The sequence below is a fragment of the Bacillus sp. FSL R9-9497 genome (assembly GCF_038005805.1).
Classification (GTDB): Bacteria; Bacillota; Bacilli; order Bacillales; family Bacillaceae_G; genus Bacillus_A; species Bacillus_A cereus.
The window spans coordinates 4,320,911-4,345,185 of record NZ_JBBOTY010000001.1 but is presented as its reverse complement, the minus strand read 5'-3'; the positions used below and the strand labels follow the sequence as shown (position 1 = coordinate 4,345,185).

Genomic DNA, 24,275 nt, shown 5'->3' with positions numbered 1-24,275 from the left:
AAAATAAAAATCAGTGAAATTAAGAGGGTGTGAACGTGCCACAGTTTTTCTTAAACAAAAGATTAATTGTTTTGTTGGTTAGTATTATTCTTCTCGTGGCATTGATTGGAATCTCATTGAAAGAACGGAACAGTTTAACATGGCCAGAGCAGTTTGTTAAAGATACTGTCGGTGTTGTAGAACGTGTATTCCAAAAGCCAGCGAAATACGTAGCTGGATTCTTCGAAAATGTAGAGGATGTAAAGCGCACGTATGAAGAGAATAAAGAATTAAAAGCAAAATTAGATAATTATGCAGGTCTATCAGGGAAAGTAAAACAATTAGAAGATGATAACAAGAAGCTACAAGAGCTAACGGGTAAAAAAGAGTTAAATAGCGGGTATACTGAAATTCCAGCTACTGTTGTTTCTCGTAATCCAGATAAATGGTACGATTTAATTGGAATTGATAAAGGGGCACAGCAAGGAATTAAAAAAGATATGGCTGTAGTAACTTCACAAGGGTTAGTTGGAAGAGTGAAAAGTGTATCTCAGTTTACATCATCAGTAGAATTACTAAGTTCTATGAGCCGAACAAATCGCGTTTCTGCTATTGTACAAGGGCAAGAGAAAATCTTTGGATTGATTGAAGGTTATGACAAAGAAAAGCAATTACTTCTTTTCACAAAGATTGGCTCTGATGCACCGGTAGATAAAGATCAACTAGTTGTAACATCTGGACTGGGTGATATTTTCCCGAAAGGTCTTGTAATTGGAAAAATCGTTGAAGTTCAGCCGGATGCATATGGCTTAACAAAAACAGCTTATGTAAAACCTGCCGCTGATTTAAATGACGTAGAGCATATTACGGTTGCTAAACGTGCAACACCTTCAGCGCCATTAGAATAGGAGGAGAAGAAGAGATGATGAAGATATTAAAAAGAGCAGCTCTTCCTCTTTTGCTCCTTTTTGTGTTTCTATTTGAAAATATGTTTGCTACTGTTGTTCCAACGGATGTGTTTTGGAAAGACAGCATAGCAGCACCGCATTTCTTTATAATCGTCTTATGTTTTATTACAGTGTATTATAGTCCGGTCCAAGGGATTTATTACGGACTATTATTTGGCTTCTTATTTGATACCGTATACACAGAACTTGTCGGGATATATATTTTTGCTTATCCGATTTTAGCTTATTTAGTATATAGTGTGATGAAAGTACTACAATTGAATTTATTTATTGTTGTTTCTATCATATTAGCTAGTGTTGTAGCACTAGAGTATTATGTGTATGGATTCTTAACTTTATTAGGACGTACTCATATGCCAGCGTATGTCTTTTTCACAGATCGTCTCCTTTCTACTTTATTGTTAAATGCTATTTTCTTATTGATAGTTTGTTTCCCACTGAGACGATATATAGTGCGTCTTTCAAAAGCGATGGAAGAAAAAGAAAAAAGGATTTTCTAATTTTATGTCGAATTGAATCGGTGGGGTGAACTTTAGTGGAAGAAAAAAAGCAACAAAATGTAACGATAAAAGGGACAAAAGATGGGATAACGCTTCATTTAGATGATTGTTGTTCATTCTCAGAATTATTGGTGGAATTAGACGAAAAACTTTCTACACATTACTACGATGGTGATGGACGCTCTTTAATTGAAGTGCATGTGAAAGTAGGAAATCGTTATTTAACAGAAGTCCAACAAGAAGAGATTCGTACGTTAATTCGTAATAAAAAGAATCTTGTTGTGGATTCAATTGAAAGTGATGTTATCACTAAAGCAGAAGCAATAGCTTGGAAAGAAGAAACAGAAATTGTCCCTATTTCCAAAATTGTTCGCTCTGGACAAGTTTTACATGTAAAAGGAAATTTGTTGTTAATTGGAGATGTTAATCCAGGCGGAACGGTTATCGCTGGGGGGAATATTTTTGTCGTAGGATCATTAAGAGGAATTGCACATGCTGGGTATTATGGGGATTCGGATGCTGTAATCGCTGCATCTGTTATGAACCCGATGCAACTTCGAATTAGTGATTTGGCAATGCGGGCTCCGGAAGAGAAAGAAGACGGAGCGGAGGCGGCAGAATGTGCGTATATTAATGAGAACAATCACATTGTTGTCGATCGCCTGCAACTTCTCACTCATCTTAGACCTAATTTAACAAAGTTAGAAAGGGGAATTGTATAGCTGTGGGAGAGGCAATAGTAATTACATCTGGAAAAGGCGGAGTAGGTAAAACTACTACATCTGCGAACATTGGTACGGCCCTAGCGTTATCTGGAAAGAAAGTGTGCTTAATTGACACAGATATCGGTCTTCGAAATTTAGACGTAGTAATGGGGCTGGAAAATCGTATTGTATTTGATCTTGTTGATGTCGTTGAAGGGCGTTGCCGTTTACCTCAGGCTCTTATTAAAGACAAACGTTTTGATGATCTTTATTTATTACCTGCAGCACAAACGAGTGATAAATCAGCGGTAACACCTGAACAAATGGATGAATTAATACAAGTATTACGTCAAGATTATGATTACATATTAATCGATTGTCCTGCGGGGATTGAGCAGGGATTTAAAAATGCGGTAGCTGGTGCGGATAAAGCAATCGTTGTTACGACTCCAGAAGTATCCTCAATGCGCGATGCGGATCGTATTATTGGGCTTTTAGAAAAAGAGGATATTGAACCACCGAAACTTGTTATTAATCGTGTGCGTAGTCATATGCTTCATGAACAGGATATGTTAGATGTTGATGAAATTGTACGTACATTGTCAATCGAGCTTCTTGGTGTTGTCGAGGATGACGATGAAGTTATTCGAGCTACAAATACAGGTGAACCTGTGGCGTTGCAACCAAGCGGAAAAGCAGCGTTGGCTTATCGTAATATTGCAAGACGCTTGTTAGGTGAGAATGTACCATTACAAGCATTTGAACAAGAAAAGGTATCGGTATTTGCAAAGGTGAAAAACTTCTTTGGAATCCGTTAAGAGCACTTCGCACATATGCGAAGTGCTTTCTTTTTTCTTCACACGAATATCTTTCTTTCTTAGCTCATACATATGTACAAACTGTATACAACTGTTTCTAATGAAATTAGCTTAACGAAAGAAAGGAGACAGTATGAAGAATAGACGCGTAGAAGAAATTAAAAAGCGGATTGCAAAAAGGAAGGCCGAGCAAGAAAGGATGGAGGAAGAGCAGTATTTTAACGGAGGGAATTTTGATAGTGAAGCGGTATTTATTGAAGATGGAGAAAAGGAAATGCATCCTTTATTTCGAAAGGAAGTCTTTTTCTTCAAAGTTTTATTATCAGCAATATTAGTTCTTTCGGTTGCTATTTTATATAAGAATGCTCCTTCTTCATTCAATGGAGCTAAAGCTGTTACAGAAAAAGTGATGAAAGAGGAATTTCAGTTTGCTACTGTAGCGAAATGGTACGAAAAGCAATTTGGAAAACCGCTCGTATTCTATTCGCCGAACGAGAAAAAAGAAGGAAGTATTCAGCAAAAAGATTATGCAATTCCTGCTTCTGGAAAGGTAATGCAAGGGTTTCAAAAAAATGGCCAAGGTGTATTTGTCCAAACAGCTACAAATGCAAAAGTGGAGTCAGTAAATGAAGGGTTAGTTGTTTTTGCAGGCAAGAAAGAGGAACTTGGAAATACAGTTCAAATTCAACATGCAGATGGTACGGAGTCATGGTATGCAAACTTAAACGATATGTCAGTGAAATTATATGATTACGTTTCAAAGAAACAAAAAATTGGAACGGTGAGTAATGATACAAATGATAAAAATGGAAAGTTTTATTTCGCGATAAAAAAGAATGAAAAATTTATTGATCCGATCCAGGTGATATCATTTGATTAAATATAGGGACGTTTTAACGAAAATTTCCGTGCATCCATTATTTTGGGTTATTATTGTCATTGGTATTTTTACTGCGCGTTTTAAAGAGTTACTACTGTTATTTTGTATTGTTCTTATTCATGAACTTGGGCATGCTTTTGCAGCAGCACACTATAATTGGCGTATAAAAAGAATTCAGCTTTTGCCGTTTGGTGGCGTTGCCGAGCTTGAGGAACATGGTAATAAGTCATTGAAAGAGGAACTTGTTGTCGTAATTGCAGGACCGATTCAACATGTTTGGATGATGCTGGTAGGTTACATGTTGTTCGAAGCCGGTTGGCTGAATACAGATTTATATTATTTCTTTATGTGGAATAATATAATTATTTTAGCATTTAATTTACTCCCTATTTGGCCGTTAGATGGCGGGAAAGTATTGTTTAATGTATTATCATATCGTTTCCCTTATTTACAAGCACATGAAAAGATGATGCAATTGTCATGTGTTTTTTTTGGTGTAATATTAGGATGGCAGTTACTCTGGAATAGTAACAATATTATGATGTGGGTACTACTCATATTTTTAGCAGTGTCATTATATCAAGAGTGGAAACAAAGACGGTATGCATTTATGCGTTTTTTATTAGAACGTTATTATGGAAACAAAAGAGGAATCGAAAAGATTGCACCTATTGAAGTGCAAACGGAAGATCGTTTATATACGATCTTCACAAAATTTCGTAGAGGATATAAGCATTCTATTATCGTCCGTGGAAAATATAAAGAGCATTACACATTGGATGAAAATGAATTGCTCTATGCATATTTTACTGAAAAACGAACAACTTCATCAGTTGAAGAATTAATCGGTTAGTGTTGACGATAGCACTAACCTTTTATTATTGTAAAAGTAAAGAAGATTATAAAGTGAGGAAATAATTTTGAAAACGTTATATGTGAATTACGCTGGTTCGGAAAAGCGCGTTGCAATTGAAGAGAAGAAAAAAATTGTTGAGTTTTTATGGAAACGTAATGAAGAGCAAGAGATTGTTGGGCATATTTATGTTGGACGTGTCGTAAGAACAATTGCTGGAATGAATGCAGCTTTTGTAAACATCGGTTTAGAAAAACATGCTTACCTTTCATACGATGATGTACCATCTTCTTATCGTATACATGAAGGGCAAGCGATACTCGTACAAGTTGCGAAAGAGGCAATTGATACGAAAGGGCCTAAATTGACAGCGAATATAGAATTTACCGGGAAATATGTCGTTTATATGCCGTTTGGTGAGATGCGCGCTGTTTCTCGAAAAATAAAAAATAATAAAAGAAGACAACAATTACTCCAAATTGAAATAGAGGGAACGGGGGGATACATTTTCCGTTCTGCTTCTGAAAAAGGAGCAATTGAAGAAATACAAGCTGAAATGCAAGAGTTACAACAGTTGTATGAAGAGTTAAAAAGAAAAGAGGGCCAAGGAAAGGCGCCGTTATTACTTCATCGACCGGCGACCTTTTTAGATCGTGTATTTCAAGAGAACCCAATTGAAACCATTGAAAAAGTAGTTGTAGATACAAGAAGTATAGTAAAAGAATTAGAAGACAAAATTGGAAAAGAAAAAGTATCTTTTTATAATGAAAAGTCTTCGATGTTTAACCATTTTGGAATAGAGCGTGAAATTGAGAAAGCACTTCAAAAAATTGTTTGGCTTTCAAATGGTGCTTATTTAATTGTAGAACAAATGGAGACGATGACTGTAATTGATGTGAATACGGGCAAGTTTACGGGAAAACAAAATTTACAAGATACAGTACTTCGCACAAATGAGATGGCAGCTGAAGAAATTGCACGCCAATTAAGAATTCGTGATATTGGTGGTATGATATTAATTGATTTTATTAATATGAAAAAAAGAGAAGATAAAGAAAAGGTAAGAGAATGTCTCATAGCTGCTATGCAAGATGACCGCACATATACAAGGGTGCTCGGCTTTACGGAGCTAGGGATTTTGGAAATGACACGTAAACGTAAAAAGCATTCTTTACGAGACGTATTATTAAAAGAGTGTGTACCTTGCAAAGCGACGGGTTATGTGATGTCGCATGAAACAATTGCGTATGAGTTAGAGAGAGAACTAATCACATATGGCAATATAGAAGATGAAGCGGTATTAATCGCTGCGCCTAAAGAACTGCAAAAACAGTTTTTGCAAAAAGAATTACAAAAAAATATTCCATTTGAAATTTATTTCAAAGATGATAATATCGAAAAGTATGCTATCGTTCGTTTTGGAAGTAAAAAAGAAATTGTAGAGCGGAAAAAATAGTTAGCAGAACATTTATTGACAACCGTCTATGATTCATGATAACATCTTTATGTTATAGTTTATAGCACCTAAACGGCTATATGCTACAACCGCACAAGACAGGTTCCCTAAAGGCATTTATGTCTACCTCGTTTTTGGCGAGTCTTAGTAATTAAGAGGAGGTGCAAGTATGTACGCAATTATCGAAACAGGTGGAAAACAAATTAAAGTTGAAGCTGGTCAAGCAATCTACATTGAAAAATTAGATGTTGAAGCTGGTGAAACTGTTACTTTTGACAAAGTTCTTTTCGTTGGTGGCGAAAACGTTAAAGTTGGTAGCCCAGTTGTAGAAGGTGCAACAGTTACTGCGAAAGTTGAAAAACAAGGTCGCGCTAAGAAAATTATCGTTTTCAAATACAAAGCGAAAAAGAACAATCGTAAGAAACAAGGTCATCGTCAACCTTACACTAAGCTAGTTGTTGAAGCTATCAACGCTTAATTCTGGTTAACATGATTAAAATTACGATAAGTCGCACGAAATTAGGAAGTATCCAATCATTTAAAATGACTGGACATGCCGATTATGCGCCACATGGACAAGACCTTGTCTGTGCTGGAACTACAGCGGTTGTGTTTGGTTCTATAAATGCAGTGGAAGAACTTTGTAATGTGCAAGCAACTATTGAACTCGGAAGTGATGGCGGATTCTTAACGTATGAATTGCCTAATGATTTAGACGTTCATACAGCAGAAAAAGCACAAACACTTTTAGAAGGATTAGTTGTTTCGCTTAAGACGATCGAACTTGATTACGGAAAGTATATCCGTTTAATAGAAAAAGTGCAGGAGGTGTAACGTATGTTAAGATTAGATCTTCAGTTTTTCGCATCTAAGAAAGGTGTAGGTAGTACAAAGAACGGTCGTGACTCTCAGTCAAAACGTCTTGGTGCTAAACGCGCAGATGGTCAAACGGTTACAGGTGGTTCAATTCTTTACCGTCAACGCGGTACAAAAATTTATCCAGGTGTTAACGTTGGTCGTGGTGGCGATGACACTTTATACGCGAAAGTTGACGGCGTAGTACGCTTTGAGCGTCTTGGTCGTGACCGCAAACAAGTGAGCGTATATCCTGTTGCTCAAGAAGCATAAGAACTCACGGAAAACTCTAACCTGAGTGCAGGTTAGAGTTTTTCTATATTAAGGGGTATCTAAATGAATGAAAAATGGACAATTATAGATGCATTGCGCCATTCAAGGCATGATTGGCTCAATCGTATGCAGATGGTGAAAGGAAACCTTTCCCTTGGAAAAGTGGAAGAAATTCATAGTCTCATCGATCGTTTTGTCCAAGAAGCGAGACAAGAATCCAATCTGATGGGGCTATCAATGCCTTTATTTTCAGAGTGGATTTTAACATATAATTGGAAACAGCAGCCGTGCTTATTGGAGTACGAAGTATTAGGGAAATTACATAACTTATCTCACTTAGATGAGACTGTATGTACATGGACGAATCAATTTTTCTCGATGCTTCAGCATAGTTTAGACGTATATGTTGAAAATTATGTTTGTATCACAATTGAATGTGACGCGGATAATGCTCGTTTCTTTTTTGATTTTCGTGGTAAGCTAACGAGTGTAGAAGAACTACAGAATTGGCTTGCGACCCAAAACAATAAATGGTATTCCATTTCTTATACAGTGCGAGACGAAGAAGTCTCAGTTATATTACAACCAATTGAAAAAAGTGTGGTGAAATAATGTTTGTAGATCAGGTCAAGATATATGTAAAAGGCGGCGACGGTGGTAATGGTATGGTTGCGTATCGTCGTGAGAAGTATGTACCAAAAGGTGGCCCAGCAGGTGGCGACGGTGGTAAAGGTGCAGATGTTGTTTTCGTAGTTGAGGAAGGCTTACGTACATTAATGGACTTCCGCTACCAACGTCATTTCAAAGCTGATCGCGGTCAGCACGGAATGAGTAAAGGTCAGCACGGACGTAAGTCTGAAGATTTACTTGTAAAGGTTCCACCAGGAACAGTAGTAAAAGATGAAAAAACTGGTCAAATTCTTGCCGATTTAGTAACGCATGGACAAACTGCTGTAATTGCAAAAGGTGGCCGCGGTGGCCGTGGTAACTCACGTTTCGCAACAGCTACGAACCCAGCGCCAGAAATCGCTGAGAACGGGGAACCAGGTCAAGAGCGTGATGTTATTCTAGAACTTAAAGTACTAGCAGACGTTGGACTTGTTGGATTCCCAAGTGTAGGTAAATCTACATTATTATCTGTTGTATCATCAGCGCGTCCGAAAATTGCAGAGTATCATTTCACAACAATCGTTCCAAATCTTGGTGTTGTTGAAACGGGTGATAACCGCAGCTTCGTTATGGCTGACCTTCCAGGACTAATTGAAGGCGCACATGCTGGCGTCGGACTTGGACACCAATTCTTACGTCATATTGAGCGTACACGTGTAATCGTGCATGTTATTGATATGTCTGGTTTAGAAGGCCGTGATCCATATGAAGATTACGTAACGATTAATAATGAATTAAAAGAATACAATCTTCGCTTAACTGAGCGTCCACAAGTTGTTGTTGCAAACAAAATGGATATGCCAGATGCAGAAGAAAACTTACAAGCATTTAAAGAGAAAGTGGGAGACGAAGTAAAAATCTTCCCAATCTCAGCTGTAACAAGACAAGGTGTTCGTGACTTACTGTTTGAAGTAGCGAACTTAATAGAAACAACACCAGAATTCCCAATACATGAAGTTGCGGATGAGTCTGATACAAGTGTAATGTACAAATTTGATACTGAAGGTGTTAAATTTGAAATTACACGTGAAAGTGATGGCACGTTTGTTATCTCTGGTTACGATATCGAGAAAACATTCAAGATGACAGACTTCTCACGTGATGAATCTATACGTCGTTTCGCTCGTCAAATGCGCGGAATGGGTATTGATGAAGCGCTTCGTGCACGTGGTGCGAAAGACGGAGATATTGTAAAAATTCTTGAATATGAATTTGAATTTATCGATTAAGACTGCCGAAATACGGCAGTCTTTTTTTATATCGTAAAAATCGGATTTATATAGGAAAAAATCCCCACTAATTAAATTTTCAATTTATAATAAAAAGGGAGTGGTTTTAGAAGAATTTTTTATGGGGAGAAAACGAGCATGTATAAAATATTAATTGTAGAAGATGATGAGAAAATCGCGGGAATATTGGAAGAGCATTTAGAAAGGTATGGCTATCAATCATTTAGAGCAAGTGATTTACGTCAAATAAAAGATGAGTTTGTAAAAGTGAATCCTCATCTCGTGTTACTTGATATTAATTTACCGTACTTTGACGGCTTTTATTGGTGTCGTCAAATTCGTACTGTATCGAATGCGCCAATTATTTTTGTTTCTGCAAGAACAGGAGAAATGGATCAAGTAATGGCGATTGAAAATGGCGGTGATGATTATATTACGAAGCCATTCCATTTAGATGTCGTAATGGCAAAGGTGAAGAGTGCACTTCGCCGTGGTTACGGAGAGTATGCTTCTGCTGCTGAGAGTGATTGTTTAGGTGTAAATGGACTGTTGTTATTCCCGTCTCAGCATATTGTTGAGTGGCAGGGACAACAAACTGAACTGACAAAAAATGAATTTTACTTATTAGAGTGTTTAATGAAACAGGTGAATCAATATGTAACGCGCGAAGAACTGTTAGAAGCTCTATGGGATGAAGTAGCATTTGTGGATGATAATACATTAACCGTAAATGTAAAACGTGTAAGGAAGAAACTAGAGGAGTTAGGCATTAAAAATGCAATTGTAACGAAACGTGGATATGGTTATGCGCTTCTTACGGAGTGGGGCGAAGGGCATGAAGGTTAAAAATTATCTCATGGACCGCTTTTCTTTAATTCTTTCTTATATTGTTAGCCTTTGTTTATTTGGGCTCGTTTTACAGTTGCAAAGTCTTTTGGAAAAGAAATCCATTGATTGGAGTACGTGGTTATATGGACTTTTATTAGGAACAGTTGTGTTTACTGTATACCTCATTTACGATTACCGAAAACGGAGTGTGTTTTTAAAGAGAATCGAAAAGTATGTTACTGGTGGAAATACATTACATGACTCTTTACTTATTGATGAATCTTATACATCAGAGCAAGAAATGGTCGTTGAATCTTTTACGTTATTAAGACAGCAATATATGAATGAAGTTCATAAACAGCATACGAAAGAGCAACAACAAATGATATTTATGAACCAATGGATTCACCAAATGAAAACACCAGTATCTGTTATTGAATTATTGTTGCAGAAGTTTGGCAAAGAGCATCGTGAGGCAAGAGCAACAGTTGAAAGTATTCGTGAAGAAAATAACCGTATACTAAATGGTTTAGATTTAGCGTTACATATGGCAAGACTAGAGCAGTTTGCGAAAGATTATAAGGTAGAAGTAGTAAATGTTATAGATGTCGTGCGAGGTATTATTAATGAAAATCGAAAATCCTTCATTCAATCGTCTGTATTTCCGAAAGTGATGTTTGAAGAAGATACTTGTATGGTTGCATCTGATAGAAAATGGCTGAGTATTGCTATAGGTCAAATTGTTGTAAACGCAATCAAGTATACAAAAATTTCAGCGGCAGAGAAAAAAGAAATTCAATTTCAAATTGAAGAGAAAAATCAAAAGGTGTTATTACATATTAAGGACAATGGAATTGGTATTCCAGAGCAAGACGTAAAGCGCATATTTGATCCATTTTTTACGGGAATAAATGGACGTAAAACGAGAGAAGCGACTGGGATGGGCTTATATATTACGAAGGAAATTTGTGATAATTTACATCATGGAATGTATGTCCAATCGGCTGAAGGAGAAGGGACAACATTCACGTTCCAATTTGCAAAAGATGAAGAATATCATACATTGATGAGAAAAATGACAAAACTGTAAGATAACAAAACGTTTTGTAAGGGAAATCACTCGTTTCTTTTTCTTATTTTTCTTATAGTAAATGTAAGAAGAAAACACATAGGGGGATTAGAAATGAGTGTACTTGAAGTAAAAGGCTTAACGAAGGTGTACCAATCAAAAGGTTCAGTAGCGACGACTGCTTTAAACGATATAAATTTTAAAATAGAAGAAGGCGAATTTGTAGGGATTATGGGCCCTTCAGGAAGCGGAAAAACGACGCTTTTAAATTTATTAGCAACAATTGATAAGCAAACTTCAGGTCATGTGCTTGTAAATGGTGAAGAAATTAATCAAATGCGTGCTGCAAAATTAGCGGAGTTTCGCCGTACACATTTAGGATTCATCTTCCAAGATTTTAACTTACTTGATACGTTATCCATTAAAGAAAACATTATTTTACCACTTGTAATGGCGAAGAAATCTGTAAATGAAATCGATGCGAAAGTACTGGAAATTGCAAAGTTTTTAAACATCGAAGAAATTTTAAATAAAAAAGTATACGAAGTATCTGGGGGACAACAACAACGTGCAGCAGCAGCGAGAGCAATCATTCATGAACCGACGTTAATTTTAGCAGATGAGCCAACTGGAAACTTAGACTCAAAGTCAGCGAAATCGCTAATGGGAGCCCTGCAAGATTTACACGAGCAAAAGAAAGTAACGATTGCAATGGTTACGCACGATCCAGTAGCGGCTAGTTATTGTGAACGTATCCTTTTCATACGCGATGGAGAAATTTTCTCGGAAATACATAAAGGAAGAACGAAACAAGCCTTTTTCCAAGAAATTCTGGACGTACTTGCGATGCTAGGAGGAGAATATCATGAACTTTCGCCAGCTCGCGCTTAATAACGTAAAAGGAAATTGGCGTAACTATAAAGCGTTTCTTATAAGTAGTTGTTTATCGATTGTCGTATTTTTTATGTATGCTTCTTTTATTTATCATCCAGATGTCGTAAGCGGTAATATTAGTATGAGAAAGATGATCACAAAAGGATTAGAATCGATGAATTATATTGTGGTCATCTTCTCGGCACTCTTTATTTTATATGCAAATTCAACGTTTTTACGAGCAAGAAAAAAAGAGTTTGGTCTACTAACATTAATAGGCGGAACGAAATCGCAGCTCGGCCGAATGATTATATTAGAGCAACTGATGTTAGGTAGTATTGCAATTGTAGTTGGTATTGGGGTTGGAATGCTTTGTTCAAAATTATTTTTCCAAGCGTTAAGCGTATTATTAAAAATAGATAAGACACTTCCACTTGTTTGGAATAGTAAAGCAGTTCTTATTACAGCTGGTGTATACTTTATTCTATTTTTAATCCTATCATTGTTTAGTGTTTGGACAGTAGGACGCTTGCAAATTATTGATTTATTAAGAGAGGCAAGAAAGCAAAAAGTAGAGCCATTTGCATTTACATGGTTATGTGTAGTTGGTATAGGATGTATTATTGTTGCATATGTACTTAGCTTCCAAGTAACGTTTCTGAATTTCCTCATCCTCTTTTTACCGGTGGTAGGACTGACAATTGGCGGAACGTATTTACTATTTACACAAGGTAGTACAGTTGTATTAAAAGCATTACAAAAAAGAAAGCAATCTTTCTATACGTATCCAAATATGTTTGTTCTTAGCAACCTTATTTATAAAATGAAAGATAATGCTCGTTTTCTATTTGTAATTTCTATTATTACGGCGATTGTATCCTCGGCAGTTGGCACGCTTTACGTATATTTTGAAAATTTGAGTGCGAAAACGGTAGAACTTACACCACATGCTATTTCATATGAGGAAAAGGGGTTAAATACATATAGCCTTATTAATGAAGAAAAGGTACAGGAGCTTGTGAAGAGACACGGGTTTGAAGATGCACGAAAAGTAACCTACGTTAAACTACCAGCAACACAGAAAATAACGTTGTTTAATAGTGAACATGAAGTACCGATGACGATTATTTCAGAAAAAGAATATAATGCGGAAGTGCGTAAACAAAAGAGAGAGCAACCTTCAGAAATTCATAATGCAATGGGTAGTGCAACGATGGTTATGGTTGATATGTCAAATGAACTGATGAAGATAGACCGTACGAAACCGTATGAATTTACAATTAACGGACAAAAGCAGTCTGTTCAATTAAATGCCTCAACGCAGTATTCTGTTTTTAATGATAGTGAATATCTCGTTGTAAATGAACAAGATTTTGAGAAATATGCAAAACTCGTACCAGATGAAGAAAAGACGAAATATTATGGTTATTATATTGAGGATTGGAAAAGTACAGAAGATCTTGTATTAGATTTGAAAAATGAAATTGCACCAGAAAAGCAAGGAGAATTGAGAAATTCAGTGTTTGCGTATAAGGATATAAGAGAAGGTGGAGCAATTACAATGTTCATCGGTTTCTTCGTAGCGGTACTGTTCTTCTTCTTCGCTTGTAGTATGACATACTTTAAATGGTTTAACGATAAAGAACAAGATCGTATTCAATTTAAATCGTTAAAGAGAATCGGTATGACAGATAAAGAAATTCGCAAAATTGCGATTCGACAAATGGGAGTTATCTTCTTTATCCCAATTTTAATCGGTTCCATTCATAGTGGAGTTGCTCTTCATACGTTAGGAAAAATGCTTTATATTGATTTGTGGAAATCAGGCACGCTTGTAATTGGAGCATACATTTTAGCTTCTGCCATTTACTTTATGATCGCACAAAGAGGATATTTAAAACACGTAAAAAGCTAGGGGAACCTCTAGCTTTTTGCCTATGTAGTAAGTTACAGGAGGACGATAGATGAAAATTCGGCAACTAGCGCTGCAAAATATAAAAGGAAATTGGCGTAATTATAAAGTGTTTTTCTTAAGTAGTTGTTTTGCAATATTTGCTTCTTACGCATATATGTCTGTCATTGTGCATCCATATATGCAAGAGACGATGTGGTATCAAAACGTACGCTGGGGACTTATCATATGTAATGTTATAATCATTTCTTTTTTCGTCATATTTATTTTGTACTCTACTTCTATTTTCATAGAAGCACGTAAGAAAGAATTAGGGTTATATATGTTAATGGGAGCAACGAAGTCTAACGTAATAGGAGTGATTATGACCGAGCAAATTTTAATCGGGGTCTTCGCGAATATTTTCGGTATTGGGCTTGGTATGATATTTTTAAAACTCTTTTTTATGGTATTTAGTATGTTACTGGGGCTTCCGAAAGAACTCCCTGTCATATTTGACGTAAGGGCGATTGGTGTAACATTTATTACATATATGGTCGTTTTTATTTTGTTATCTTTTATAAGTGCTTTACGTATATGGAATATAAAAATCATTCGGTTGTTGAAAGAATTTCGAACAGATAAAAAAGAGAAGAAAACATCAAAGTGGCTCTGTTTATTCGGCTTTGCTTGTTTAGTGGGCGGATATGCGTTGGCGCTACAAGTGACGATGGCTACGATAGTGATATACTTTTTCCCTGTGTCTATACTTGTCTTTTTTGGAACGTACTTTTCTTTTACACATGGAGCTACCCAAGTGTTAGAAATGATAAAGCGAAATAAAAAGATTATGTATACATATCCGTATTTATTTATAGTGAATCAATTGTCACATCGAATGAAGGAAAATGGTCGCTTTTTCTTTCTGATGTCTATGGCAACGACGTTTGTAGTTACAGCAACAGGTACGGTGTTCTTATATTTTTCTAGCATGCAAGATATGTGGCGAACTGGAGGGGTACACTCGTTTTCGTACATAGAAAAAGGTATTTCTACTCATGAAGTCTTTGAGGAAGGTGCGGTTGAAAAATTACTGCATCAATATGAGTATGACGATTTTCAATATATGAGTTTTGTTGGAGTGTATGCATCCTTTCAGTCTAGTAAAGGAGAAACAACAATAGTACCGCTTATAAAAGAAAGTGAATATAACCAAGAAGCAAGGAAACAAAAACAGAAAACGTATCGTCCTAAAAAAGGTACAGTGACACTCGTTTATTATAATAAATACAATAATTCGAATGTATATAATCAAAAAGAGATTCAATTGCAAGTAATGAATCAACCATATCAATTCGTATTTAACGGTCAGAAAGAAGGGGTTCAATTTAACCATCATCCTTCGTACATTAATGGTCTGTTCTTCGTTATGAATGATGAAGATTTTGATAGTATAGCAAATCAGGTTCCTGATTCTGAAAAAATGATATATAGAGGCTACACATTACCAAATATCGAAAAGACGAAGAAATTAAATGAAGATTTACGGAAACATATGAAACAAGATAATAATGCATTTCGAAGCAATATGGAGTTGTATGTAAATATGAAAGAAGGCGGCGATATTACTCTATTTGTAGGCTCATTTATTAGTATATTATTCTTTCTTACTTCATGTAGTATCGTTTATTTTAAATGGTTCCATAATATTGCATCGGACCGAAAGCAGTATGGTGTACTCTCTAAACTTGGAATGACGAAGGATGAAGTATGGAAAATTTCTCGTTGGCAATTATGTATGCTATTTTTTGCGCCAATTATAGTAGGGAGTATGCACAGTGCAGTTGCGTTATATACGTTTCATAATACGCTTTTTATGGATGGATCATTAAGAAAAGTAGGTTTGTTCATTCTGTTTTATATCGCAGCATGTATCATTTATTTCTTCTTCGCTCAAAGAGAATATAAGAAACATTTAGACTAGCGAATGCTAGTCTTTTTTTAATATTCGAAATTTACATAGAAGAATATAAAAAAGTATGGTATAACAGTAAGAAAACGAAAAAGAGGGGAAAAAACGATGATTCGAGTAGGATATTTAGGACCAGAAGCAACATTTACAAATATGGCGGTGAGTCGTTTTTTTCCGGAAGCAGAGCATGTGCCGTATCGAACGATTCCAGATTGTATAGATGCAGCTGCAAATGAAAATGTAGACTTCGCAGTTGTACCGTTAGAAAATGCAATAGAAGGTTCAGTGAATATAACGGTTGATTACCTTGTACATGAGCAGCCGCTTTCCATTGTAGGAGAAATTACAGTACCAATTCAGCAGCATTTACTTGTACATCCGCAGTATGCAGAAGTGTGGGGTGAAGTATATGCAGTGCATTCTCATCCGCATGCCATTGCACAGTGCCATAAATTTTTAAATGAAGAATTAAAAGGAGTAACTGTTCGAGATATGACATCCACAAGTGCTGCTGCGCAATATGTGAAAGAACATCCTGAAGAGAAAGTTGCTGCTATTGCAAATGAAGCAGCTGCAGAAAAATACGGATTAACAATTGTGAGGCGTAGTATTCATACGCATAAAAATAATCACACACGTTTCCTAGTACTCCATAAGAAAAAGAAAGCAGTACTCCCGAATAACGGAGAGAATCGCGGAGAGAAAACGACGCTTATGATAACGTTACCTGCAGATTATGCAGGTGCCCTATATCAAGTGTTATCAGCTTTCGCATGGAGAAAATTAAACTTATCAAAAATCGAATCGCGTCCGATGAAAACAGGTCTTGGAAATTACTTTTTCTTAATCGATGTCGATAAAGCATATGATGACGTATTATTGCCAGGCGTAACGATGGAACTTGAAGCACTCGGTTTTTCTGTTACTGTGTTGGGAAGTTATTCTTCTTATTGGTTGTAGAGGGGAGCTGTTGTTAAACTTGATTGAAATGAAAAGCTGTTTTTCGGTTTGAGGCAGAGTAAGCTATCGATTCTATTGAAGTAAGTGATTAATTAAGCTAGCAAAATAAAGAAGCCGTCCTAAAAGATATTTAGGACGGCTTTCTGTTAGGAATAGGTAACTCTTTTGTCGTGTTTTTAGTACGCATCATTACAACTATTATAATAGTAGGATTCATCATTGTTCGAATTACTGCAGCAAATACAATTCGTTTGTTGTATTAATAGATTGAGTGTAGATGGAGCTACAGTATCTGAGAAAGTAATACTCTCAACATCTTCTACTAAAAATGTTTTAATATCTCCTGGTGTTAAGGTAAATGTAAGTGGAGAGCGATGGTTTAATCTTGCAATTGTTAATCTAATCGTTGTTGCAAATGCAGGACTGAAACTAAATTTAATAAGTGTCTTATTATGATTTTTAGTGAAGTTTTCAAATACAGTTCGAGGAATTCCAGTTGTTATATCAAGATCTTGAGGGGTATTTCCCGTGCCGAAAATAGTATAGTTCTGTATAAAACAGTTATTTGAATCTGAATTTGAAGAATTACATGGACGATCATTTTTCTTATAATATTTTTTTCCATTTTTTAAGAAGTAATCCGCCATAATTAATCACTCCCTTCACATATAAGAATTAAAGGTTGTCCATATATAATATGAAATATATTTTTATATGTTTGGACGTGAAGGAAGAGAAAATAAAAAGAGTCCATCTGGTATGATGGACTCAATACTGTTTTACCTGGTGTGATTCTTTATTTTAACTTCGCAAGACGATCTTCTAACTGACCACGCCAAATATCAGCTAGTTCTGGAACGGCAAGAATTTTTTCAATGCCATCTTTATCTTTTCTATTATGAAAATAAATTTCGTTAGAGAACAAAACAGAAACATTGCTCGGTTGACGTTCTAGTAATGTAATTTTAGAATCTTTACGTACAGTACCTTCTTGAAGAACGCGGCATAGGTAGCCTGTAAATCCAGTTGCTACAATGCGTGGCAGTATGCCAGGGATGCCAAGACGTTTTGAAATTGTGCTACAAGGTACTCTTGATTGTGTCACTTGAATGATTGTTTCACCTAGTTGATATGTATCTCCGATGCAAACATCACGCTCTAACATATTTGTTACGGTAATGTTTTCGCCAAATGTGGAAGCTGGAAGCGTAGTTTGAAATTCCTCTTCCCATAGTGCGTAATGCTCGTGTGGGTACACACAAACAGCACGATCAGGACCGCCGTGATGTTTTAAATCCGCTACATCATCACCACGAAATCCGTCTTTTGAGAGAAAGGCCTCTTCTGTAGGGTTTTTACATATACCTGTTATCATTTCTTTATCTTCGCCATATTTCATTTGTTTCGGTTTGCCAATGCTAAAGTGAACGAGTTCAATTCCCATATTTGATCTCCTTTACGATTGATTACAATATTATAGCATTAAAAAAGCACAGAGAATGATAAAAACTCTGTGCCTTACATTAATAAACCAGAAATCCTGCTTTATCTAACGCCTCACAAGCAGCATCTAACTTTTCTTTAGAATCTGCCTCAATTGTATGTAAGTGAATACCATCTGTTAGTTGTGAAAGATAGGAAGCATTTGTGTTTTCGATTTTTTGTAAATATTGCTCTACATCAAAGCGATTGCTTACCATGATGGATGCTGTTAAGTCACCGTATACAGGATGCTCAACTTTTACATCTTTAATCGTAACGCCGTGGTCAACAAGCATTGTAAGTTCTTGACGTACTTCTGCTGGTTTGTGCTGGCATACGATTACGCGTTCAAAAGCTTGTTGTTTCTCTTGTGGTTTTAAATATAAATAGCCTTGGGCAGTCGCAATAATTGGTTCGTTTCGTGCTTTAAGCAAGGAAATATCTTGCACGATAACTTGCCTACTTACGTTTGTCTTCTTCGATAGTTCATTCCCAGATAACGGCTCATTTGCAGCGAGAAGCCACTGAAGGATAAGCTGTCGTCTTTCTTCACCTAAAATCTTTTTTTGGTCATTTTGTTTCATTATGATTTAACACCTCTATAAAATTGATTTCCAATTGTGTGTAGTGCATGAATAGTAGTATCAATTTGATCTTTCGTTGTTTGTTGTCCGAAAGAGAAGCGGACATATTGTTTGGCCTCTTCATACGTTTTTCCAATTGCAAGCATAGTTTTCGAAGGTTCTTGTTTACCGACTTGGCAAGCACTTCCGGTGGAAATGGCGATACCATGGCGATTACATTCTAGCATAGTATATTGACCTTCTATTCCTTTTATTGTAACCCCAACAATATGTGGTAAACAAGAAGTAGAATGACCTTCTACTTCAATTTCTAGCGGAAGTGTTTGTATTTGCCCTAAAAAGTAGGAGCGTAACTCTTTAAAACGTAAACTTTCTTCCCATTGAGTTTTTAATATATTTTCAGCAGCTGTTAAAAAAGATGCGATGCCGGGAACATTCACTGTACCTGGACGAAATCCTTTTTCGTGAGAAGTTCCCGGAAATACTTGCTCCCAGCGAGATTGCGGATTTATGTAGCAAGCGCCGACACCTTTTGGTCCGTATATTTTATGTGCTGAAACAGAAAGACTATCAATGCCCATCTCAAAAACATGGATAGGCAGTTTACCAAACGTTTGCACACAATCTGTATGAAATAAAACATTATATTTTTTTAAAAGTGCCCCGATTTCTGTAATGTTTTGAACGGTTCCGATTTCAGAGTTTCCATGCTGTATACTTGCTAGCGCAGTATCTTCTGTAATAGCTGCCTCTAAATCTACTAAACAAAGGAGTCCGCTTTTATCAACAGGAATTTCAGTGATCGTATAGCCTTTTGATTTTAGAGATTGAAAATAACTTCGAATGGATGCATGTTCCATAGGTGTCGTAATAATATGCTTCTTAGTTCGGGCATTTAGAAGTGATTGAATCGCAAGATAGTTTGATTCCGATCCGCCACTTGTGAAAAATACTCCTTGTTCTTTTCCTCCAATCATTTCCGCAAATGTTTTTCGGCAAACTTGTAATAAAGAAGCAGCTGTTCCTCCAATATCATGTAAACTTTGTTCATTTCCGAAGTATTGCGACGCTGCTTTCATATATGTTTGTAACGCTTCCTCGCTCATAGGTGTAGTAGCTGCATAGTCAAGATATATCATCATGTAAGTTCCTCTCTCTAGTAAGAGTTACAGTTCTTTTACTTTTTAAATGGTAGTGAAAATAAGAATTATAAAAAAACTCTTGTCATTATTTTAAAACTATGTAAATATAGGTGTCAAGACAGTTGAAAAGTGTAAAGTAGGAGGCAACAATTATGCCAAGTGCAGATGTCTTAATTATTGGAAGTGGTGTTGCGGCACTTCGTGTTGCAAAAGAGATTTGTCACGAAAAGAATGTGATTATTATCACAAAGGAGACGAAACGTAATAATAATACACATTTAGCTCAAGGTGGAATTGCCGCAGCGGTAGCTACATATGACAATCCTAATGATCATTTTGAAGATACATTAGTAGCAGGGTGTCATTATAACAATGAAGAAGTGGTCCGTTATTTAGTCGAGGAGGGACCGAAAGAAATTAATAACCTTATTGAAAGAGGAATGAAATTTGATGGAGATGAAACAGGTCCTCATCTTGGAAAAGAAGGAGCGCATCGAAAACGTCGTATTTTACATGCAGGTGGCGATGCAACAGGAAAGAATTTATTAGAGCATCTTATTCAAGAAGTAGCTCCATACGTTACGGTAGTGGAACAGGAAATGGTGCTCGATTTTATTATAGAAAAAGATAAATGTGTTGGGGCTTTAACTCGCAACAATAAAGGAGAATTGAAACGTTACAATGCAGATTGTACGGTGTTAGCTTCAGGCGGTATTGGCGGTTTATACGCCTTTACTTCTAATGATGAGACGATTACAGGCGACGGACTTGCAATGGTGTACCGTGCAGGCGGAGAGCTTGTAGATTTAGAGTTTATACAATTTCATCCGACGATGTTATACGCGGGTGGGCGTTGTTCCGGCCTCGTGTCCGAAGCTGTTCGCGGAGAAGGAGCTGTCCTTATAAATGGAAAAGGGCAGCGTTTTATGATGGATATACATTCCGAACAGGATCTAGCACCTCGTGATGTAGTCGCACGGGCTATTCATGAACAGCTACTTGCGGGTGAAAAAGTGTACTTAAACATCGAAATGATTCAAAACTTTGAACAACGCTTTCCGACCGTGTCATCGATATGTAAAACAAATGGAGTCGATATAAATAAAAAACTTATTCCAGTCGTGCCTGGTACTCATTTTCACATGGGCGGCGTGAAAACGAACTGTGATGGAGAGACGTCTATTCCGAACTTATACGCAGTCGGTGAAGTAGCTTGTAACGGAGTTCATGGTGCAAATAGATTAGCGAGTAATTCATTATTAGAAGGTCTTGTGTTTGGAAAAAGAATCGGACGACACATTTTATCTAGAGAGACAAAAGAAAAGGTGAACATGCTAGCTGAAAAGGAAGAAAAGTTTATCGTTCTGAATCATTTACCGACGAAAGAAGAAATACAAAAATGCATGATGAAATATGTTGGGATTGTGCGAACAGAGCAAAGTTTATCTTATGCGAAGAGATGGTTTAGTAAGTATGGTGTTCGAAATATGATATTACAACATGATGTTCTTACGAATGAAGAGATAACGCTTATTAATATGTTAACGGTTTGTGAGCTTATAGTTGTGTCAGCCTTGCAAAGAGAAGAAAGTATTGGCGGGCATTACCGGAGTGATTATCCAGATAGAAATATAGGAAAGAAAGAGATTGTTCGAGTAAAGAGAAAACTACAACTTGTGTGATGAGGGGAAGAGGGGCTTTATGAACACGATAAAAGTTAAAGAAGCATTAAACCGATTTTTTTTAGAAGATATAGGAGAAAGAGATGTAACATCTCAGCTTATTTTTCCAGATAACTTGCTTTCGAAAGGAACGTTTCTTGCGAAGGATACAGGGGTCTTTGCAGGATGTTTAGTAATTGAATCAGGATTTAAATTAATTGATGAGAGAATTGAAATAGAGCTTCATAAAAAAGATGGGGATCTTGTAGAAAAAGGAGAAATTATTGCAACAGTGCAAGGTCCAATCGCATCGTTATTAACAGCAGAGCGCGTTATATTAAACGTTATTCAGCGTATGAGTGGAATAGCGACGATGACGCGTAAAGCGGTTCTTGCTTTAGATAGTAGTCATACTCGCATTTGTGATACGCGAAAAACGATGCCAGGACTACGTATGTTTGATAAGTATGCAGTCGTGTGCGGCGGTGGATTTAATCATCGCTTCGGTTTATATGATGGTGTCATGATTAAAGACAATCATATTGCTTTTGCTGGTTCTATTACAAAAGCTGTTACATCAGTAAAAGAAAAGTTAGGACATATGGTGAAGGTAGAAGTGGAAACAGAAACTGAGGAACAGGTGAGAGAGGCTGTCGCTACTGGTGCGGATATTATTATGTTCGATAATCGTACGCCAGATGAAATCCGGGAGTTTTCAAAGATTGTACCAAGTGCCATCGTTACGGAAGCTTCAGGGGGCATCACAATTGAAGATTTATCGAAATACGGAAAAACAGGGGTAGATTATATTTCACTTGGAGCGTTAACACATTCAGTGAAAGCACTTGATATTAGTTTCAATATTGAAGAGTAAGGAAAGTGGCTTAGAGGGGGAGAAACGTATATGAGTATTTTAGAAAAAGTACAGCCGATTGAAACGATGTTACCAGAGCGTTATTACACAATGTCAACGGAAGATATGGAAAAGCGTGTTCGTGAAATTAAAGAGAAAATGGGGAAAATGTTATTCATTCCAGGGCATCATTATCAAAAAGATGAAGTGGTACAATTTTCAGATGCAGCAGGGGATTCACTTCAACTTGCGCAAGTTGCAGCGAGCAATAAAGACGCAAAATACATTGTGTTTTGCGGGGTACACTTTATGGCGGAAACAGCAGATATGTTGACGACAGATGATCAAGTTGTCATCTTACCAGATATGCGTGCAGGTTGTTCGATGGCGGATATGGCAGATATTGAACAAACAGAAAGAGCATGGACAGAGCTCACTAAATTATTTGGAGATACGATGATTCCGTTAACATATGTGAACTCTACAGCTGCAATTAAAGCGTTTTGTGGTCGTAACGGAGGAGCAACAGTAACTTCTTCTAATGCAAAGCAAATGGTATCTTGGGCGTTTACTCAAAAAGAACGTCTCGTCTTTTTACCAGACCAACATTTAGGGAGAAATACAGCGTACGATCTAGGTATCCCGTTAGATAAAATGGCAGTATGGGACCCGCACACAGATTCATTAGAGTACGATGGGGATATAGAAGAAATTCAAGTGATTTTATGGAAAGGACATTGTTCTGTTCATCAAAATTTTACAGTGAAGAATATTGAGAGTGTACGAAAAAATCATTCTAATATGAATATTATTGTACATCCAGAATGTTGCTATGAAGTTGTAGCTGCTTCAGATTATGCAGGCTCAACGAAATATATTATTGATATGATTGAATCAGCGCCATCTGGTAGCAAATGGGCGATTGGTACAGAAATGAATTTAGTGAATCGAATTATTCAGCAACATCCAGATAAAGAAATTGTTTCGCTTAATCCATTTATGTGTCCGTGCTTAACGATGAATCGAATAGATCTGCCTCACTTATTATGGACACTTGAAACGATAGAAAGAGGAGAAGAAATTAACGTTATTAGCGTAGACAAACAAGTAACGGCAGAAGCAGTTCTTGCATTAAATCGTATGTTAGAGCGTGTGTAAAGCAACGGTATTCCCGTTGCTTTTTTTCATACATATAATCATAATGAGAACGAAATGGGCATACATTGTTTTGAAGAAATCATTGTGGTTCTTTATGCTTATTCCACTTCGAATGATATTGAAAATCGAAGAAGTGATAAAAGTAAAAAGAAGTTAATGTTATTTAGAAAGAGTTACTTCATGAGATTTGTTACTTATAGATAAGTTATACAGGAGGGGGAAAATTTGAAAATTCATATCGTGCAAAAAGGGGATACCCTTTGGAAAATTGCGAAAAAGTACGGAGTGGATTTTGACACGTTGAAAAAAACAAATACACAACTTAGTAATCCAGATTTAATCATGCCAGGTATGAAAATTAAAGTGCCATCAAAGAGTGTTCACATGAAACAACAGGCTGGAGCAGGTTCAGCGCCTCCAAAGCAATACGTAAAAGAAGTGCAGCAAAAAGAATTTGCAGCAACACCAACTCCGCTTGGAATAGAAGATGAGGAAGAAGTTACGTATCAATCAGCACCAATTACACAGCAGCCAGCTATGCAACAAACACAAAAAGAAGTGCAAATAAAACCGCAGAAAGAGATGCAAGTAAAGCCACAAAAAGAAGTACAGGTGAAA

25 protein-coding genes, 1 pseudogene and 1 other annotated feature are annotated in these 24,275 nt (G+C 36.6%); of the genes and pseudogenes, 22 read left to right on the top strand and 4 right to left on the bottom strand.

Features of this window, described 5'->3' with window-relative positions; translation table 11 throughout:
• The first annotated feature begins 35 nt into the window (after positions 1-35).
• The 18 genes from mreC to pheA all read left to right on the top strand — a co-directional run bounded on the left by mreC (position 36) and on the right by pheA (position 16,777).
• Positions 36-887, top strand: a complete 852-nt coding sequence (mreC, locus tag MKY21_RS22395) for a rod shape-determining protein MreC (protein ID WP_001135486.1) — start codon at positions 36-38, stop codon at positions 885-887.
• Positions 888-901: 14 nt separating this feature from the next.
• On the top strand, positions 902-1,447 hold the full coding sequence (mreD, locus tag MKY21_RS22390) for a rod shape-determining protein MreD (protein ID WP_000975766.1): 546 nt from the start codon (positions 902-904) through the stop codon (positions 1,445-1,447).
• A gap of 35 nt (positions 1,448-1,482) precedes the next feature.
• Complete coding sequence (gene minC / locus MKY21_RS22385) at positions 1,483-2,169, top strand: septum site-determining protein MinC (protein WP_341077391.1); 687 nt, start codon at positions 1,483-1,485, stop codon at positions 2,167-2,169.
• A gap of 2 nt (positions 2,170-2,171) precedes the next feature.
• Complete coding sequence (gene minD / locus MKY21_RS22380; RefSeq protein ID WP_000503309.1) at positions 2,172-2,969, top strand: septum site-determining protein MinD; 798 nt, start codon at positions 2,172-2,174, stop codon at positions 2,967-2,969.
• A gap of 133 nt (positions 2,970-3,102) precedes the next feature.
• Positions 3,103-3,849 (top strand): stage IV sporulation protein SpoIVFA, encoded by a 747-nt coding sequence (spoIVFA, locus tag MKY21_RS22375; protein WP_000797471.1) that lies wholly within the window; start codon positions 3,103-3,105, stop codon positions 3,847-3,849.
• Positions 3,842-4,702: a stage IV sporulation intramembrane metalloprotease SpoIVFB gene (gene spoIVFB, locus MKY21_RS22370; protein WP_000599054.1), complete on the top strand. Its 861-nt coding sequence runs from the start codon at positions 3,842-3,844 to the stop codon at positions 4,700-4,702. Before spoIVFA ends, spoIVFB begins: the two co-directional genes overlap by 8 nt.
• Positions 4,703-4,769: 67 nt before the next feature.
• A complete protein-coding gene (locus tag MKY21_RS22365) occupies positions 4,770-6,158 on the top strand; it encodes an Rne/Rng family ribonuclease (RefSeq protein WP_016118671.1) in 1,389 nt (462 codons plus the stop codon).
• Between the two features lie 77 nt (positions 6,159-6,235).
• Positions 6,236-6,313: a sequence feature (ribosomal protein L21 leader region), on the top strand.
• 14 nt (positions 6,314-6,327) lie between these two features.
• The gene (gene rplU, locus MKY21_RS22360) at positions 6,328-6,636 is read left to right on the top strand and encodes a 50S ribosomal protein L21 (RefSeq protein ID WP_000270907.1); all 309 of its coding nucleotides are present in this window, start codon (positions 6,328-6,330) and stop codon (positions 6,634-6,636) included.
• A gap of 11 nt (positions 6,637-6,647) precedes the next feature.
• Positions 6,648-6,992, top strand: coding sequence for a ribosomal-processing cysteine protease Prp (locus MKY21_RS22355; protein ID WP_002001054.1), 345 nt, complete (start codon positions 6,648-6,650; stop codon positions 6,990-6,992).
• A gap of 3 nt (positions 6,993-6,995) precedes the next feature.
• A complete protein-coding gene (rpmA, locus tag MKY21_RS22350) occupies positions 6,996-7,286 on the top strand; it encodes a 50S ribosomal protein L27 (protein WP_000944958.1) in 291 nt (96 codons plus the stop codon).
• 63 nt (positions 7,287-7,349) lie between these two features.
• Entirely contained in the window at positions 7,350-7,898 is a 549-nt protein-coding gene (locus MKY21_RS22345) for a sporulation initiation phosphotransferase B (RefSeq protein ID WP_001003584.1), read from the top strand.
• Positions 7,898-9,184, top strand: a complete 1,287-nt coding sequence (gene obgE / locus MKY21_RS22340; RefSeq protein ID WP_000497127.1) for a GTPase ObgE — start codon at positions 7,898-7,900, stop codon at positions 9,182-9,184. Before MKY21_RS22345 ends, obgE begins: the two co-directional genes overlap by 1 nt.
• Before the next feature lie 138 nt (positions 9,185-9,322).
• Entirely contained in the window at positions 9,323-10,030 is a 708-nt protein-coding gene (locus MKY21_RS22335) for a winged helix-turn-helix domain-containing protein (protein ID WP_193533160.1), read from the top strand.
• Positions 10,020-11,102 (top strand): HAMP domain-containing histidine kinase, encoded by a 1,083-nt coding sequence (locus MKY21_RS22330; RefSeq protein WP_000865402.1) that lies wholly within the window; start codon positions 10,020-10,022, stop codon positions 11,100-11,102. Before MKY21_RS22335 ends, MKY21_RS22330 begins: the two co-directional genes overlap by 11 nt.
• Before the next feature lie 93 nt (positions 11,103-11,195).
• Entirely contained in the window at positions 11,196-11,972 is a 777-nt protein-coding gene (locus MKY21_RS22325; RefSeq protein WP_000114529.1) for an ABC transporter ATP-binding protein, read from the top strand.
• On the top strand, positions 11,947-13,869 hold the full coding sequence (locus tag MKY21_RS22320; RefSeq protein WP_341077386.1) for an ABC transporter permease: 1,923 nt from the start codon (positions 11,947-11,949) through the stop codon (positions 13,867-13,869). The genes MKY21_RS22325 and MKY21_RS22320 overlap by 26 nt, the downstream gene beginning before the upstream one ends.
• Before the next feature lie 49 nt (positions 13,870-13,918).
• Positions 13,919-15,829 (top strand): ABC transporter permease, encoded by a 1,911-nt coding sequence (locus tag MKY21_RS22315; protein ID WP_341077383.1) that lies wholly within the window; start codon positions 13,919-13,921, stop codon positions 15,827-15,829.
• Between the two features lie 96 nt (positions 15,830-15,925).
• Complete coding sequence (pheA, locus tag MKY21_RS22310; RefSeq protein ID WP_000621707.1) at positions 15,926-16,777, top strand: prephenate dehydratase; 852 nt, start codon at positions 15,926-15,928, stop codon at positions 16,775-16,777.
• Positions 16,778-16,953: 176 nt separating this feature from the next.
• Here pheA and MKY21_RS22305 read toward each other — a convergent pair whose 3' ends face one another.
• From MKY21_RS22305 to MKY21_RS22290, 4 genes are all read right to left on the bottom strand, one after another.
• Entirely contained in the window at positions 16,954-17,424 is a 471-nt protein-coding gene (locus MKY21_RS22305) for a hypothetical protein (protein ID WP_000796370.1), read from the bottom strand.
• Positions 17,425-17,573: 149 nt separating this feature from the next.
• On the bottom strand, positions 17,574-18,221 hold the full coding sequence (locus tag MKY21_RS22300) for an MOSC domain-containing protein (protein WP_341077381.1): 648 nt from the start codon (positions 18,219-18,221) through the stop codon (positions 17,574-17,576).
• Positions 18,222-18,300: 79 nt separating this feature from the next.
• Complete coding sequence (locus tag MKY21_RS22295; RefSeq protein ID WP_000812240.1) at positions 18,301-18,843, bottom strand: transcription repressor NadR; 543 nt, start codon at positions 18,841-18,843, stop codon at positions 18,301-18,303.
• The gene (locus MKY21_RS22290; RefSeq protein ID WP_000973758.1) at positions 18,843-19,985 is read right to left on the bottom strand and encodes an IscS subfamily cysteine desulfurase; all 1,143 of its coding nucleotides are present in this window, start codon (positions 19,983-19,985) and stop codon (positions 18,843-18,845) included. Before MKY21_RS22290 ends, MKY21_RS22295 begins: the two co-directional genes overlap by 1 nt.
• 152 nt (positions 19,986-20,137) lie before the next feature.
• On the opposite strand from MKY21_RS22290, the gene nadB reads away from it, so the two are divergent.
• The 4 genes and pseudogenes from nadB to safA form a co-directional block, all read left to right on the top strand.
• A complete protein-coding gene (gene nadB / locus MKY21_RS22285; RefSeq protein WP_001138536.1) occupies positions 20,138-21,667 on the top strand; it encodes an L-aspartate oxidase in 1,530 nt (509 codons plus the stop codon).
• A 19-nt stretch (positions 21,668-21,686) separates the two neighbouring features.
• Complete coding sequence (nadC, locus tag MKY21_RS22280; RefSeq protein WP_341077379.1) at positions 21,687-22,520, top strand: carboxylating nicotinate-nucleotide diphosphorylase; 834 nt, start codon at positions 21,687-21,689, stop codon at positions 22,518-22,520.
• Positions 22,521-22,550: 30 nt separating this feature from the next.
• Positions 22,551-23,657 (top strand): quinolinate synthase NadA, encoded by a 1,107-nt coding sequence (gene nadA / locus MKY21_RS22275; protein ID WP_000025306.1) that lies wholly within the window; start codon positions 22,551-22,553, stop codon positions 23,655-23,657.
• 225 nt (positions 23,658-23,882) lie between these two features.
• Positions 23,883-24,039, top strand: a pseudogene (gene safA / locus MKY21_RS31215) (SafA/ExsA family spore coat assembly protein); the annotation flags it as partial.
• Between the last annotated feature and the right edge of the window lie 236 nt (positions 24,040-24,275).

Bases quoted from the DNA above. Each gene is read 5' to 3' on its own strand.
- mreD (WP_000975766.1), top strand. From the start codon at position 902: ATGATGAAGATATTAAAAAGAGCAGCTCTTCCTCTTTTGCTCCTTTTT.
- spoIVFA (WP_000797471.1), top strand. From the start codon at position 3,103: ATGAAGAATAGACGCGTAGAAGAAATTAAAAAGCGGATTGCAAAAAGG.
- rplU (WP_000270907.1), top strand. From the start codon at position 6,328: ATGTACGCAATTATCGAAACAGGTGGAAAACAAATTAAAGTTGAAGCT.
- MKY21_RS22355 (WP_002001054.1), top strand. From the start codon at position 6,648: ATGATTAAAATTACGATAAGTCGCACGAAATTAGGAAGTATCCAATCA.
- rpmA (WP_000944958.1), top strand. From the start codon at position 6,996: ATGTTAAGATTAGATCTTCAGTTTTTCGCATCTAAGAAAGGTGTAGGT.
- MKY21_RS22345 (WP_001003584.1), top strand. From the start codon at position 7,350: ATGAATGAAAAATGGACAATTATAGATGCATTGCGCCATTCAAGGCAT.
- obgE (WP_000497127.1), top strand. From the start codon at position 7,898: ATGTTTGTAGATCAGGTCAAGATATATGTAAAAGGCGGCGACGGTGGT.
- MKY21_RS22335 (WP_193533160.1), top strand. From the start codon at position 9,323: ATGTATAAAATATTAATTGTAGAAGATGATGAGAAAATCGCGGGAATA.
- MKY21_RS22330 (WP_000865402.1), top strand. From the start codon at position 10,020: ATGAAGGTTAAAAATTATCTCATGGACCGCTTTTCTTTAATTCTTTCT.
- MKY21_RS22325 (WP_000114529.1), top strand. From the start codon at position 11,196: ATGAGTGTACTTGAAGTAAAAGGCTTAACGAAGGTGTACCAATCAAAA.
- MKY21_RS22320 (WP_341077386.1), top strand. From the start codon at position 11,947: ATGAACTTTCGCCAGCTCGCGCTTAATAACGTAAAAGGAAATTGGCGT.
- MKY21_RS22315 (WP_341077383.1), top strand. From the start codon at position 13,919: ATGAAAATTCGGCAACTAGCGCTGCAAAATATAAAAGGAAATTGGCGT.
- pheA (WP_000621707.1), top strand. From the start codon at position 15,926: ATGATTCGAGTAGGATATTTAGGACCAGAAGCAACATTTACAAATATG.
- MKY21_RS22305 (WP_000796370.1), bottom strand. From the start codon at position 17,424: ATGGCGGATTACTTCTTAAAAAATGGAAAAAAATATTATAAGAAAAAT.
- MKY21_RS22300 (WP_341077381.1), bottom strand. From the start codon at position 18,221: ATGGGAATTGAACTCGTTCACTTTAGCATTGGCAAACCGAAACAAATG.
- MKY21_RS22295 (WP_000812240.1), bottom strand. From the start codon at position 18,843: ATGAAACAAAATGACCAAAAAAAGATTTTAGGTGAAGAAAGACGACAG.
- MKY21_RS22290 (WP_000973758.1), bottom strand. From the start codon at position 19,985: ATGATGATATATCTTGACTATGCAGCTACTACACCTATGAGCGAGGAA.
- nadB (WP_001138536.1), top strand. From the start codon at position 20,138: ATGCCAAGTGCAGATGTCTTAATTATTGGAAGTGGTGTTGCGGCACTT.
- nadC (WP_341077379.1), top strand. From the start codon at position 21,687: ATGAACACGATAAAAGTTAAAGAAGCATTAAACCGATTTTTTTTAGAA.
- nadA (WP_000025306.1), top strand. From the start codon at position 22,551: ATGAGTATTTTAGAAAAAGTACAGCCGATTGAAACGATGTTACCAGAG.